Below are 13,645 nucleotides of genomic sequence, written 5' to 3'. Positions count from 1 at the left end.
CCGCGCCCCGCGTGCGTTGGCGGGCGGTTGCCCGACCTCCTCAATAGTGTTTCCCTGCGAAACACTTGTCAATCGCCGAAACAGTTCGTGTTGTGTTGCGGGTCACCGCGCACCGACAGAAGGGGCTGCCCGCACGCGGGCAGCCCCTTCTGTCGGTCAGCAGTAGAGCGTCAGGATCATTCCCCTTCCCTCCCGTTCACCGTGCGGCGCCGGATCTTCGCAACCGCCACGTCCAAGTTGTCGGCAACCTGGTCCAGGACTGCGGAAGCGGACAGCTCGGGGTAGTAGCGGAGGAAGCAGGCGATGTCGCGGAGTGCCTGGGTGGTCTCCGGCGCTCCGAACAGCACCTGCCCATCAGCCTTGTTGACCAGGGTCGGAATGTCCTTCATGGGGATGTTTACGTGCACGTCATGCCCCCGTGGTGCGACTGAGCGCGGACTTGGGCAGGCGGCCGAACTTCGCACCTTCCTGCTTCGCGTTGTACTTCCGAATCCGCACGTCAAGCCCGGTCCGGGGGGCCTCAATCGCCGTGCCCTTCTTGAGTACGACCATCACGTGTGCGGGGCCTCCCTGCTCGAACTCGGTGAAGATGAGATCGCCGGGCTTTTCCTGCCCGCTCTTGATCGGCGTCGAGACGGTGTGCATCTGCTGGCTGGTGCGCACCGAGAGCTGATAGCCCGCTTTCCGCCAGGCGTAAACGATCAGGCCCGAGCAGTCGAAGGAGTCGGGGCCGGTGGCACCCCACTTGTACGGCTTGCCCACCTGCTTTTTCATGACCGCGAGCGCTGTACCGGTCGGTCCTGCGGGGGTGTCCACCACGGCCGTGCAGCCGGTGGTGTCGACCTGGGCCACGCCTGCCGTGCCGCGCCCGACGGAGGCAACGATCTGCACGGCGCGGCGCTTGTGCTTAGCGTAAGCGCGCGGGAAGCCCGACTTCTCGACCTTCTGAGCGGCTGCGGTGACGCTCATGTTCTGCCAGCCGGGCACCGAGAGCAGCGCGCGGTAGAACTTCTTCGAGCTGTAGCGCGGGTTGGTGAGCTGCTTGGCGGTGCCCCAGCCCTGGGAGGGCCGCATCTGGAAGAGGCCGACCGAATCCCGGTCGCCACCTTTGAGGTTGCGCAGCCCGCTTTCCTGGAGCGCGGCGGTGATGGCGACGACCTGACCCCGGGCGGGCACCTGCATCTTCTGCCCGGTGGCGATGATGATCTGGGCGTTCTTGATCTGCTTGGCGTTCAGTCCTGTCTTGCCGTCTCCTTCACCCACCGCCACGTCCTCGGCCGGACAGGGCAGGCCGGACATGGGCGCGGCGGCGGCGCTCAGAAACGCCTGGGAGATCAGCAGGAACGCCATACCAGCGGCGGCAAGGGCCCCGAGGAGAACCACGAGGCCCCACCGCCGGCCGCGCCGTGACGCGGCCAGCGCGAGGGGATGCATGCCTCACTCCTTGGCCTGGGCGCCGGGCTGGATGTCGTAGACCCACCACCGGCCCCGCTCCCACAACAGGTCGACCGTCACGGGCCCCGCATCGGTACGCACCGCAACCGAGGTGATGTTGCCGCCTCCGGTGTCGGTCACCGTCGCCTTGGTGGCCTTGGTGGACGAGATGCGCTCCGGGTCGGTGCTGGACAGGTCGCGCGTCAGGTCCTGAGTGGCGTGCGGCGCCAGGGAGGCCAGCCACTCCTGGCGCGGCTTGTGCGAGGCCCAGGCCGCAACGAATCCGCGGGCGGTGCCTGCGGCCGTGCTCAGGTCGGGACTGCTGCTCGGTGACGGCGAGGACGACGCGGGCGGTTCGGAACTGCTGGACGTCGACGGGCGCGGGGCCTTGGCGTCCGCGTGGCGCTGGCCGTCCTCGTTGTTGAGCGAGGCGATCAGGACGATGGCCGCCACGAGGGAGACGACCGTGCCCAGCAGCCTCCTGCGGCTGTGGAGCACCCAGGTCAGGGTGCTGCGGAGGTCACGCATCAGTCCTCCCCGTCCTGATCGGGGGTGCTGTACCCGTCGGGCCGGTGGGCCTCGTAAGTGCTGCTGCTCGGGCTGTAGATGACGAATACCTGCTGGCCGTCGTCACCGGTCACCGTGGGCGCCTGGAACGGCGCCGGCCGGTCCCCTTCGACATCGGTGCTGCTGCCTGCGGGCTCGTCCCATGCCCCGGGAGGTGTGGAGGCCGCCGCCTGCTGGCTGCCCCGAGAAGCCTGCGACGAGGGAGCGCCCGGTGCCCGGGTGCCGCCAGCGGTCGGGACAACGGCCGTGTCTGTCCCTGCCCGTGGCGCCGGAGGAGCGCTCGGGGAGGGACCGCGGCCGGTGGTCTCCGGGGAGACCACCGGCGCGCTCGGCGCGCTCGGCGCGCTCGGGGTGCTCGGGGTGCTGGGTGCCAGGTCCGTGGTCGGTCCCTCGCTGTGGTCGGGGCCGGTCGCGGCAGCCGGCGCCGGTGCAGGAACGAAGAGGCCCCCGGGCGCTGCCGTGCTGCCGCTGCTGGGCGCTGTGGTGCTGGCCGTCTGCGAGGCCGCGCCGGTGGCGTTCTGCCAGCCTTCGTCGTCCCCCCAGCGGTAGCCCTCGCCCTCGTAGTCGGGGCCCTCGCCGCCCTCCCACGCTGCACGCTCGTTGGCGGCCGAAAGGTCGTTGAAGTCGGGCGGTCGCTGTGACTGCTGCCGGTCCTCGGGCGCCAGGTCTCCCGCCAGCGATCCCTCGTCGGAGGCGTCCGGGTCCGGCTGGCTGCTCTTGCCGCCCTTCCTGCCGTTGACCATGCGGCCGATCTGCCGTGCTGTCATACGGCCCTTGACGTAGCCCAGGGCGGCCCCGCCAAGAGCGGCCTTGGTCTTGCTCATGGCACCGATGCCGTTGCCGAACCACTGGGTGTTCGGGGACAGCATCGCGTTGAGCCGCCGAAGCGGTTTGGTCATCACCCAGAGCATCACCGACAAGATCCACAGCAGTACGGCAGCGAACCAGGCGGGGATCTCGTTGTCCGCGAACAGCACCTTCACGGCCACGATCTCGATGCTGGCTCCGAGCGACATCAGCGGCGCGTTGATGATGGCCGCGCCGACGCTGGAGCCCAGGGTGCGCAGCGTTCCCGAGAGCCTGCGGTGCAGCGCCAGGACGGCGATTGCGGGCAGGAAGATGAGCGCGGTGGGGATGATCAGCCGTGCGGAGACGATGAGCGAACTGCTCGCGAACGAGTACAGGTTCGCGGGTGTGGCGCCGATGGCGGTCTCCCCGGCAGCGGAGAGACGGCCCCCGGCGCGGCCGGTCAGGTACTCGTACGCGTCCGGGTCCTCCTTCTTGACCTTCGCGGCGATGCCCTGGAACGTCTTCTTCTTAGCCTCGATGACCTTGTTGCGCTCCTCGTCGGGCAGCCGGGATTCGGCCCAGGTGAGCGACTGTGCGTCGAGCAGGGGCATGCCGTACTTCTTGGCAACCTTGGAGTCGGAGTCACCGAACTCGCCCCGCAGCCAGCCCTCGTAGAGGATGCCCTTGGTCAGCAGGTTGCCCTGGGACGTGCCCGGGGTGCTGCCCTTGGTGACGTCCCCGGCCACCCCCTGCTGGATCTGGCCCACGGTCTGCACGATCGCGTCATCGGCCAGCTTTCCCACCTGCTGCGGGTAGCCGAACCCGACGGCAGCCACGGCCATGACCAGCAGAGCCCAGGTGATGGTCTTGGTGGTGTCGGCGAACGCCTTGCGGCGGGCGCTGTAGAGGATGGTCAGGCCCAGAACCAGGATCGAGATACCGATCCAGGGCTTGTAGACCGCGTCGCGGATTTCCTTGGTGGCGTCGGCGGATACGTCGTAAATCTTGCTGATGTAGCCGTTGCTCGTCGCCTCCTGCTGCATGCCGATGGCAAGGGAGGTCCACCACCGGCTCGCGCCGAGTGCCCAGTTGGCGATCTGGGTGGTGTAGTCCTTGTTCATCATGGTGAGCGTGTCGCTGGGGGAATCGCAGGCGAGGTCGTAGGTGTGCCACTCCAGGCCGCTGAGCCCGTACTGCTCGTAGATGTGCGCGGTGGCGCTGTCGCTCTTCGTGCTGATGGGCGCCGGGGCCTTCTCGGGCTCCTGCTGCGCCCAGGAGGCATCACCGCGGCCTGGGGATGCGGGCGTCGGGGCGCTCTTGCACTCGGGCGTGAGCTCGTCCATCGCGTCGCTCATGCCGGGAGGGCCGCCGGCCGGAGGGCCGCTGTCTTTCTTCTTGTCCTCGCCCTTGCCGTCGTCGCAGAACTTCTGCGAATGCTCAGGGGCGTAGTCGCAGCCGGATTTCTCCTCCTTGCCGCCGCTCTTGCAGTAGTCACTGGCAGGTCCGGCGCAGTCTTCGTCATCGCTGGAGCTGTCGCCGTCGATGCAGTCGTCCCTGAACGGCTCCGGGATGTCCTTGTCAGTGCACTCGGCCGCACGGGCGGGGCTGGCCGTGGTTTCCATGACCAGGTGCCCGGTGACCAGGACGAGTGTGAGGGCTAGGACCAGGAGGCGGAGGGCGGGGTGCTGCTGGAGGCGGAGCCTCGCGGTGCGCGTCATCGCAGGGCCTCCTTGCCGTTCTGGGACGGGAGGGAGGACTTGGTCAGCAGGTCCTGGCCCTCGATCCATGGGCTGCGCTCGGCCTGCTGCGGGACGCTGCGGGCAGCCCGGGGGTTGGCGGTGGTGTTGAGCACGTCCCTGAGCTGGGGCCGGTGCGCGAGCGAGACCGTGATCCGCTCGATGCCGCCCTCGCCATCGGAGAAGATAAATTCACGCGGGATCTGGGTGCGGTCACTGTCGCGCTGGCGTGCGGAGAGCGTGGCCAGCTGGTCCTCGTAGCCGTTGCCGGGCTCGATGCCGATCATTCGCAGGGCGCCGCGCTGGGCGTCCTCGCCGATGGTGCGGCCGATGAATGCGGAGTCGATCCAGTTCGACAAGTCGGCCGCGATCAGGTCCCCGGCGTCCTGGGTCGCGTACAGGGCGCGGGTGTTGTGCTTGCGGGAGTCGCGGCCGGTCTTTTTCAGCAGGGTCCGACCGCTGCTGACCTGGAGCAGCGCCCAGCACTCGTCGAGGGCGAGGCCCTTACGCGCGTGCATCTCCCGGTCGTAGATCGAGCGCTGGGCGTACCAGGCGGCCAGGTAGAGGAGGGGCATGCTGTACTGCTCTTCGAGCGTCCATTCGTGCGCGGGGACACCGGCCGTGGGCAACGTCAGGCCCTTGAGGGACATGACCACCAGGCGGTGATGTGCGCTCAGGTACCGGTCGTCGCCACCGTCGGCTGAGGGGAAGATCAGCTGCCCCTGGGGCATCTCGCTGACGCCGTGCAGCAGCTCGGCGAGGTGGGTGGCGTGCTCCTCCAGCGAGCCGGACAGACGCTTGAGCGCATCGATGATGGCGAACGGGGAGCTGTTGACCGAGGCGTCCGCTCGCTGGGCGGCCATCAACAGAGCCTTGGAGGTCGTCTCGGAGTTGCGCAGCGAATCAGGCAGCAGTCCGCGGAGCACGTCGACGGCCAGTGTGCGGCGGGAGGCAGCGGCCGTCTTCCTGGCCTGCTGGTAGGCGCGCTCGGCCGCGTCCTCGCGGTCGCGGTCGCTCCAGTAGTCGGCCGCGCGGTAATGCTGGCGGTCCGGGTCAGGGATGACCCTGTACGGGTTGAGCGTGCCGGGCTCGGCGTTCATCAGGTTGATTTCGCGTGAGTAGGGCCGCAGCTCGGGCAGGCCGCACAGCCGGGTGAGCGGCCCGGAGGGGTCGAGCAGCACCCAGGGCGCGCCCATCCGTGTCGAGTCGTAGACGATCTTGCCCATGAGGGTCGACTTGCCACCACCCAGCGTGCTGACCAGCGGGGTGAGGCCGGAGCCCTCGCGGATCTCCTGGGAGCGCCAGGGGTGCCACATGACCGCGCGGCGGCTGGCGCCGCTCGTGTAGCCGATGTTGGGGCCCATGCGGTCGCCGACGACCGCTGTCGCGGCGGGCAGGGCTCCGGCCAGGGTGGTGACCGGCAGGCGCCGCTTGTAGGCGTCGTTCGCGACAGGTTCCCCGGGGATGAATTCGCTGGCGAGCCGGTACTGGTCGGCGGTGTGGTGCACCAGCACGTGCGTCCCGTAGCGCTTCTTCACCTTGGCCACGCGGTCGAACAGCTTCTCTTTGCTGTCGGCGGAGACCGCAATGCGGTACCAGCCCTCCGTGCGGGTGCCGAGTCCGGTTGCTCCGGTGGACTGGATCTCGTCCTCGGTCAGCAGTGCCTGCTGACGCTGGCGGCCCAGCCGCTGCGGAATGTCAACCTCGTGCTCATGGTGGTGTTTGACCTGGTGATAGATGCGCTGGAGCTGTGAGCGCATCTCTTTCGTCACCTCGGCCGCTTCCCGCACGTCGATGACCGCGCTGACCTCGTAGGGGAAGGGGAGCCGGTCGAGCCGCTGCATCCATGGCGCGTGTCCCGACTCGGGGATGGGCGGCAGGGCCATCTGCCCGAGGGTGAGAATGGCGACGTACCGGGTCACGGTCGCTCCGTCACGGTGCCCGGTGACGGTCACGTACGGCGCGTACGCCTCGGGTGAGGACCATTCGACGGTGTCGGCGTACTCGGCCAGGTCCCCGGGCTGCCACTGGTCGGTAGGGCGCTCGGGAACGTCCAGCGGGGCCGGGAGGCCCAGCCCCAGGGAGCGGATGAGCAACCAGTCCATGTCGGCCGCGGTGACGGGCGCGGCCTGCATTCCGCCGGCTGCCATGATGCCGTCGACCTCCTGGACGTCGCGGGTGAGCGCGTCCAGTTCCCGCTGGCCTCCGCCGAAGAATGCGGAGCCGCGTCCGAGGCCGTTGAGGCGTCCGATGCGTACGCCGTAGTAGACGACCTTGTTGTCCAGGCCGGAGCGCCCGACGTTGATTTGCTCCTCTTGGAGGTAGCGGTCCCAGCCGGGCAGGGGGTTGACGGCGCTGTTGTGCAGGGCCTCGGCCCACAGGGCGACGGGGTAGGGCCGGTGAGTGACGCGCAGGTGCAGGCGGCGGCCGGTCAGTTCAGCCAACCGTTTGGCGTGCGCGGCGAGCAGCCCGTTGCGGTCGGCGTCGGAAAGGAAGCTCCAGCGCTGAGGCGCGGCGACGTACCAGGCGGTCACAGTGCCGTCGCGGGTGACGGCGAGATGCCCGGTGATGTCGCGCAACTGGAGCGTGCTGTCGTAAGTGGTGTCCTGCGTGCGGCGCCTGGTGGTGAACAGGCGCGCCAGGCCGCGCGGTGCAGGGGCAGGCGCGGCGGTGGTGTCGTCGTCGTGCACGGGTTTCCCCTCGTGGTGCTGTTGGGCAGGTGTGGTCAGCTGTCAGCCGCGCCGGTCAGCGCGCGGAGTTGCGGGTCCGCCGGTGGATGGTGGTGAGCGTCGAGCGGCGGACGCGGCGGGTCGGAGTCCGGGGCCGGGGCGCGCTGACCTCGTGCCAGAACGTCGTGGCCAGTGCGCGCAGCGTGTACTCGTGGGTGATCCGGCCCATGATCCACATCGTCAGGCCGATGGTGACCAGCAGTCCGTAGACCGCATTCCAGGGTCCGAGGATGCCGAGCCAGAGTTCGAGTCCCAGGATCAGGGCGAAGATCGCGGATCCGATGCCGTACGCGCGGTAGCGCACGGCCCAGGGCAGCGTCTGCCCCGGGGGCCCCAAGAACGTGTCATCGACGCTGTAGATCTCGTCGTCAGTGTGCATGTCCACGGCGGCGCCCCTTAGTTCCAGATCCATCCGCCGAGGTATTCGCTGATCTGGAACCCGGCGCCCGACAGGCCCATGACGGCGACGCCGAGCAGGGCGATGCCGCCCACCGTGAAGGCAGCGGACAGGTTCTTCGCCTTTGCGCCGAAGAGGATCACCAGACCAGCGATCAGGATGCCGACCTGGAGGGCGTCGCCCTTCAGGAACTTCTCCAGGCCATCGGTTCCGAAGGCGGCGAGCTGCTGGAGGTCGGACTTCATGGAGGTCACCTCACTTTGTCGATTCGTGGTCACAAGTTGCATGTGACTTACGAGATTTGGCACTCCACCATAGGCTGACACGGCTGTCGAGCGGTAGCCGGAATTCCCAACTAGCTGGCGTTTCCTCCCTGTTCAGGACGGGCCCGGGGCAACGGAGCGCGGCCTAGCATGTTTCGTGCAACTGCCGGGCTTCCGCCCGGATGGCTGGGGGGAGAAAGGGACAGGCATGGATCTATGTGGATCGGCGTGGGCAAAGGGAAAGGCGGCTCCGGCTGCACCACCACGGCACTGGAGCTGGCGCACGCCGCAGCTCGGCGCCGCAGCCGCGAGGACCCCCCGCGCGGGGTCGCGTACCTGGATCTCGACCCCCAGGGCGACGGCACCACGGTCCTGGAGCCGGAGCGGCTGACTCCCGGGCTCAAGGACGTCCTCCTCCCCCCGGGGGCCGGCGCCTCGGCGGTGCCGCTGCGCCAGGTCCTCGCACCCTCGGTCCGGCCGGGCATGCTCGTGGCACCGGCCAGCCGCTACCTCGCGAACAGGGACCTCGACATGGGGCCCGCAGTCTCCGCGCTGCGCCGCGCCCGGGAAAGCGGCGAGATTGACGACCTGGCAGCAGACGTCATCGTTGATTTGCCAAAGGACCTCGGAAAGTTGGCCATGTCCGGACTACTCGCCGTGGAATCGCTTTTCATCGTCGCGCGTGCGTCCCTGTGGAGTGCACAGGGAGCCGAGGAGATGCGCTACACGGCCGACCGAATACGCGCCCGTTGGAATCCGGAACTGAGGATCGCGGGAGTCGCTGTTACTGAATACGACGATTCCCGCGACGCCAAAAGAATCATCCGGGATATAAGAGAGAGTAAGAATCTAGGAAAGCTGATTCTTACTCCTCTTATTCCGAGAAATGTTCTCGTCCGGGAATCGGTGGAGAGTTTCCATACGCCTCTGCGTGATTTTGGGGATCCCGGACTTACGGAGATCGCAGACATTTACCAAGGGATGTATGACACCGTGCGGGCACAGCATGAGAGGGCCGGGCAATGACGGCAGAGAAAAAGACGGGGAGGGAAAAGCTGGTGCGCGCGACACCCGCCGCACTGGTTGAGCACGACCCCGTCGACGTCGCCATGGGCGACACCCCGACAGCGACGGCGACAGCCGCTGACGTCACCGCGACACGGCGACAGCGACACAGCGACAGCGACACCGGGAGCGACAGGCGACAGGCGACAGCCGAAGCGACAGCGACACCCCCCGGCGACACGGCGACAGCGACAGGCGACAGGCGACAGCGACACGGCGACAAGACGACAGGCGCCGCTGTCGCGACAGGCGACAGGGCACCCGGAACCCTCGGCGACACGACACCCGGCGACGGCGACAGCGACAGCCGTGGGGGCGACACCACGGCGACAGACCCCGGCGCAGGATCCGCGGGCACAGCAGCCGGCACCCAGAAGCGGAACGCGGACCGGGAGCGGATGAAGAACCGCAGCTTCAGCTTCCCCGACTCCCTGTACCACCGCTCCCGGGCAGCGATGTGGCACACGCGGCACCTGCCTGCCGCCCCCCAGACGCACAGCGAGTACGTCCGGCGCCTGGTCGAGCTGCACACGCGGGAGCTGGAGGAGACCCACAACGGCGGCCAGCCGTTCCCCGCTGTCGAGGAGCTGCCCACCGGCCCGGGACCCGAGGGGGCAGCCAGGGGCGCGGCCCTGCGCAAGCAAGGCAGGGCACGCCGCAGCGGAGCCGCGCAGGACGAGGGGGAGGCGTAGCAGTGCGTGGCGGAAAAATCAGCCTCGGAGGGCGCCGACAGGGGCCCTTAAGCTGGGTCCTTTCTCCGCAAGCTACGAAGAGCCCCAGCTTACCACCCCTGTCAAGCCCGGAGAGGGTGGTCGACCAAGATCACAAAAAACTGCGAGGAGTAACCGAAGGAGCAGCCCTATGACTCAGCCCTCGCCCAACCCCGGCCCAACCGCACCCCGCGCCCTCCTCGGCGGCCTCGGCCTCTGCGCCGTCATCTGGGCAGGCGCCGACCTCATCGACCAGACTGGGTTGCAAATGCCCCTGATGGCCGCCGCAGTTCTCTTGTCCGCCCTCGCGGCCCTGGCAGCCGCCTGGCACCAGAAGCGCACCAGCACGGTCCGCGACCTCACCCACGCCCTGGCCCCCGTGCTGCGTCCCGAGACCACCAAGGGCATGATCCGGGTACAGAAGCGGAACCGTCGGCGACCTACGCAGATCAAGATCATCTACCCGGCGACGTACCCCGACAGCGACGAGAAGGAGCGTGCGAAGGTCCGGGAGCTTGTCGCGACACGGCTGGGCGCCTCGGTCGAGGCGACATGGCGCCGACACAAGCGACACGTGATCTGTCGCCTCGACTACGACACCGCTCCCGGCGACATCGTTGAGAGCGACACCGGTTCCGTGGCGACAGAGACAGGCGACACCCCCGCCCAGGCCGCCGTGCGAACACGTGCCGGTGACGCCATCCAGGCCGTCATGGGGCCGACAGCGACCGTCAAGGAAGTCCGCTTCGAGGAAGGGAGCGACAGCCCCACCGACATCCGCGTCGTCTACGCGACCACCGCCCGGGACCTGTCGGTGGCCTACCGGCAAAAAGTCCTCATGCAGGTCGACGCCAAACTTCCCGGGTCCTGGCGCGATATCTGGGATTTCGAGGAAAACACGGTAAGGTTCAAAAGGCGCCCTCCATTCCCGACCAACGTCTACTTTCCCGCTGACCTCGCGATGGAATACGGCACCCTCCCGTACGCCGTCGGCGAGGATGGCACGTTCCGCACGTGGGTCCTCGGCTCCAAGAACCCCCACCATCTCGTCGTCGGCCCGACAGGATCCGGCAAGACCGTTCTGATCCGATCTCTCGTCCTCAGTGCGGTTTTGCAGGGAATTCCCGTCGTCCTGTGTGACCCGAAGCGAACCGAGTACCTTGACTTTGCTGATTTCCCCGGTGTCACGCTGGTGACGGATATCGGGGATATTGCTGAGGCCATCATGGCCGCTGGCAGGCTCATGGATCAGCGCTACGAGGAGATTCAGGCAGGCGTCACCCCTGCCGGACAGCACGGAAAATTCCTGTTCATCCTCGATGAATTCATGGTGTTCAAGGACCAGGTAAACACGCTGTGGGCCGAGGAGAAGCGGCGCGAAGAGATCAGGGGCCCCAAGGATCACCCCTGCCTGGACCGATGGGGCAACATCGTGGTCATGGGCCGCACGGCCGAGATGCACGCTGTGCTGGGCCTCCAGCGCCCGGACGCCGAGATCGTCAAGGGCGCACTGCGCGACTCCTTCCGCAAGCGCACGGCGCTCGACCAGCACACGCGCGAGACCGCCATCATGATGTGGGGCAACGCGCGCACCGGCACCGACCTGCCCAGCGTTCAGGGCCGTGGCATGTCCGAGACCGGCCGCGGGCCGGAGGAAGTCCAGGGGCTCCGCGTGGTTCCGCCCACAGCGGAGGGACACACCGAGGAGGACGGCCGCGTGTGGGCGACTGCCCGGAAGAGGGCCGCAGACCCGGCGCTGTGGGAGGACGTGAGGATCCCCCCGGCGTTCGAGATGCTGAAGCGGCGGCGAGAGGACGCCGTCCGCCAGCTCCGGGCCAGCTACGGACTCGACAGCCAGCAGCCGGCCGAACAGGTGGAGCCGGCCCCCCGCGTCGAGCTGGCCAAGGGCCCGCAGGCCGAGCTGGAGCACCAGGAGCGCCAGGACGTCGACTACCTCCCACGGCAGGCCGCCAGCACGACGGTCGAGGCCCATGAAGGCGACGACGACCGACACGGCGAGTGGGCCGACGCAGGGGTCTACGACCTGGAGACGGGAGACACGGTCATGGTCGAGGACGAGACCGGTATCCCCGAGATCGTGGTTGTCGAGGATCTGCACTTCGAGGAGACCGACGAGGGAGAGGAGTTGGTCGAGCTGACGGTCATCGGGCAGGACAACGGCTCTCAGGTCCTCAGCCTCTCCGCTGAGGACGTCGTCCGTCGCCGGGAGACACAGCAGGTCCCCTGACCCCGGACAGAGCCGCAGACAGAGCCACAGCGCCACGGCCTACCGCCGCCCAACGCATTGGGGGCCCGACACCAGACGGTGTCGGGCCCCCAATGCGTTGGGCGGTACTCAGTGGCCTACCGGGCGCGCTGCACCATCTCGGCCGGAACGATCCCTTCCTTCACCATGCGGCCGAGGTAGCGCTGAGCGCTGCGGGCACCTACCGGGATCCGCTCGTCATCGGCCAGCGCCGTGCCGGTGATCGGCCGATTGGCCTCGATGTACTCCAGCGCCACCTCGACAGCCCGCTCGTAGTTGTCCGCGCGGCGCTGCTCCCGCTCCTGCTCCTCTCGCTGCTCCCGCTCCGCGCTGGTCTCCACCGTCGCGGTCTGAGCGGGTGTGGTGCCCCACTCAGCGGCCTGTGCGGTGTACGGCGTGTCTCCCTCGATGGCGTCGACGCTCAGCGTCTCGATGGCGGGCGCGGACGCTGCCTCGGCGGGGCTCAGTTCGCGCTGTGCAGGGAGGGCAGGGGCAGGGTCGGACGCTGCCTCGGTCGGGGCCTGCTCGGCCGGAGCAGTGGACTGCTCAACGGGCTTGACCTGATGAGGAGTCAGGAGGCCGAGCCGGAGTTCGGTGCGGAGGTCGAGCGGTGCTTTCCGGCGCCAGCTCTTCCCGTATGTCATCCGCAGCTGGGTTACGGCCCGCACTCGTTCCCGTTCCATGTCGAGAGCCTGGTGATAACTGGTGATCTCCCAGAGCTGCATTCGTCGCCAGAGCTTGAAAGTTGAGGGGAGGGCCAGCAGCCAGCGCTTAAAGGGAATGGGGTCCGTGCGAGTTTGCTTTGACCGGCCGATTTGCACCCGGTAGAAGTGCGCCACAACCTCGGTGAAGAAAACCCAGAGCATGGGCAGTGCAGCGTGGGCTACTTGTGCGTCAATGTCCTGAGTGGACGTCACGTTCAGGTAGATGGTGACGCCGGTCAATGCCACCGGCACCAGACGTACCCAGGCGAGCGCCATATCGAGCCGCAGCAGAACCAGGTAGGCCAGCCCGAACACGGGGATGGCGATGTCCACCGCGAGAGGCACCAACTCGGGGTGGTGGAACCCTCGCTCGGCCATGTGCTTGGTGACGTTCCCGAACGAGGAGTACAGGCCGATAGCGCCGACGACCGCGGCGCCCACCGCGATCAGGCCCACGAACGTCCACTCGACGCGGGAGAGGCCCGGTCGCACCCATTTCTGAGGTGTCGCGGGGGCAGCCTCGGCCGCCGGCGGTTCTGCCGGAACGGTCTGAGGTTCCTGCATGTCAGCTCCTTCCTGATGTGTCGCCAGTAGTGGCTCCCACCAAGGTGACGGCCCATGGTAGGGGTCAAGTTAGGTAAGATGCACGCAACTTACCAACCGACAAGAGAAACAATATCCTAGACAAGTAACTGAGTCAACACCCATCGCCAAAAATGCGCTAAATTTTCCATGGAAAACAGGGTAGAATTTCCAGGGGATAAGGAATTCGACACCCAGCAAATAGCACAGGTCCAAATGGGCGAGGAATAAAGGATGTACCTGCACCGGAGAATTGGCGATATACCTAGTATCCGGAAAAAGGGGCCGCGCCAATAAGCGAGTTGAGCTCCCGTCAGCTCCTTTCTCGTCAGCCCTCATTTTGCGAAGCAAAATGACAGGTTCCAGGAAAGGGCGCTTTAGCGCCCTTTCAGGCTTTAGAGCG

11 protein-coding genes are annotated in these 13,645 nt (G+C 67.5%); 3 read left to right on the top strand and 8 right to left on the bottom strand.

The window, feature by feature from the left end:
- Nucleotides 1–176: 176 nt before the first annotated feature.
- Genes HC362_RS34725 through HC362_RS34695 form a run of 7 tightly spaced genes read right to left on the bottom strand, consistent with a single transcriptional unit; the run spans nucleotide 177 to nucleotide 7,897 of the window.
- Nucleotides 177–389, bottom strand: a complete 213-nt coding sequence (locus tag HC362_RS34725; protein ID WP_243088969.1) for a hypothetical protein — start codon at nucleotides 387–389, stop codon at nucleotides 177–179.
- Between the two features lie 19 nt (nucleotides 390–408).
- Nucleotides 409–1,434 (bottom strand): C40 family peptidase, encoded by a 1,026-nt coding sequence (locus HC362_RS34720; protein ID WP_243088968.1) that lies wholly within the window; start codon nucleotides 1,432–1,434, stop codon nucleotides 409–411.
- 3 nt (nucleotides 1,435–1,437) lie between these two features.
- Complete coding sequence (locus tag HC362_RS34715; protein WP_243088967.1) at nucleotides 1,438–1,962, bottom strand: YbjP/YqhG family protein; 525 nt, start codon at nucleotides 1,960–1,962, stop codon at nucleotides 1,438–1,440.
- On the bottom strand, nucleotides 1,962–4,508 hold the full coding sequence (locus HC362_RS34710) for a hypothetical protein (RefSeq protein ID WP_243088966.1): 2,547 nt from the start codon (nucleotides 4,506–4,508) through the stop codon (nucleotides 1,962–1,964). The genes HC362_RS34715 and HC362_RS34710 overlap by 1 nt, the downstream gene beginning before the upstream one ends.
- Complete coding sequence (locus HC362_RS34705) at nucleotides 4,505–7,216, bottom strand: ATP-binding protein (protein WP_243088965.1); 2,712 nt, start codon at nucleotides 7,214–7,216, stop codon at nucleotides 4,505–4,507. The genes HC362_RS34710 and HC362_RS34705 overlap by 4 nt, the downstream gene beginning before the upstream one ends.
- A 55-nt stretch (nucleotides 7,217–7,271) precedes the next feature.
- Nucleotides 7,272–7,640, bottom strand: coding sequence for a hypothetical protein (locus tag HC362_RS34700; RefSeq protein ID WP_243088964.1), 369 nt, complete (start codon nucleotides 7,638–7,640; stop codon nucleotides 7,272–7,274).
- A gap of 11 nt (nucleotides 7,641–7,651) precedes the next feature.
- Entirely contained in the window at nucleotides 7,652–7,897 is a 246-nt protein-coding gene (locus HC362_RS34695) for a hypothetical protein (RefSeq protein WP_243088963.1), read from the bottom strand.
- A 234-nt stretch (nucleotides 7,898–8,131) separates the two neighbouring features.
- Here HC362_RS34695 and HC362_RS34690 point away from each other — a divergent pair, with 234 nt between their 5' ends.
- The 3 genes from HC362_RS34690 to HC362_RS34680 all read left to right on the top strand — a co-directional run bounded on the left by HC362_RS34690 (nucleotide 8,132) and on the right by HC362_RS34680 (nucleotide 11,938).
- Nucleotides 8,132–8,941 (top strand): ParA family protein, encoded by an 810-nt coding sequence (locus HC362_RS34690; protein WP_243088962.1) that lies wholly within the window; start codon nucleotides 8,132–8,134, stop codon nucleotides 8,939–8,941.
- Entirely contained in the window at nucleotides 8,938–9,672 is a 735-nt protein-coding gene (locus HC362_RS34685; RefSeq protein WP_243088961.1) for a hypothetical protein, read from the top strand. Before HC362_RS34690 ends, HC362_RS34685 begins: the two co-directional genes overlap by 4 nt.
- A gap of 169 nt (nucleotides 9,673–9,841) precedes the next feature.
- Nucleotides 9,842–11,938: an FtsK/SpoIIIE domain-containing protein gene (locus HC362_RS34680; protein WP_243088960.1), complete on the top strand. Its 2,097-nt coding sequence runs from the start codon at nucleotides 9,842–9,844 to the stop codon at nucleotides 11,936–11,938.
- Nucleotides 11,939–12,054: 116 nt separating this feature from the next.
- Here the strand turns inward: HC362_RS34680 and HC362_RS34675 are convergent, their stop codons facing one another.
- Nucleotides 12,055–13,224, bottom strand: a complete 1,170-nt coding sequence (locus tag HC362_RS34675) for a DUF2637 domain-containing protein (RefSeq protein ID WP_243088959.1) — start codon at nucleotides 13,222–13,224, stop codon at nucleotides 12,055–12,057.
- Nucleotides 13,225–13,645 lie beyond the last annotated feature (421 nt).

The organism is Streptomyces sp. 891-h (assembly GCF_022760275.1).
Taxonomy (GTDB): domain Bacteria; phylum Actinomycetota; class Actinomycetes; order Streptomycetales; family Streptomycetaceae; genus Streptomyces; species Streptomyces spirodelae.
Note: the sequence above shows the minus strand (reverse complement) of the source record. Positions and strands in the feature narration are given on the sequence as shown.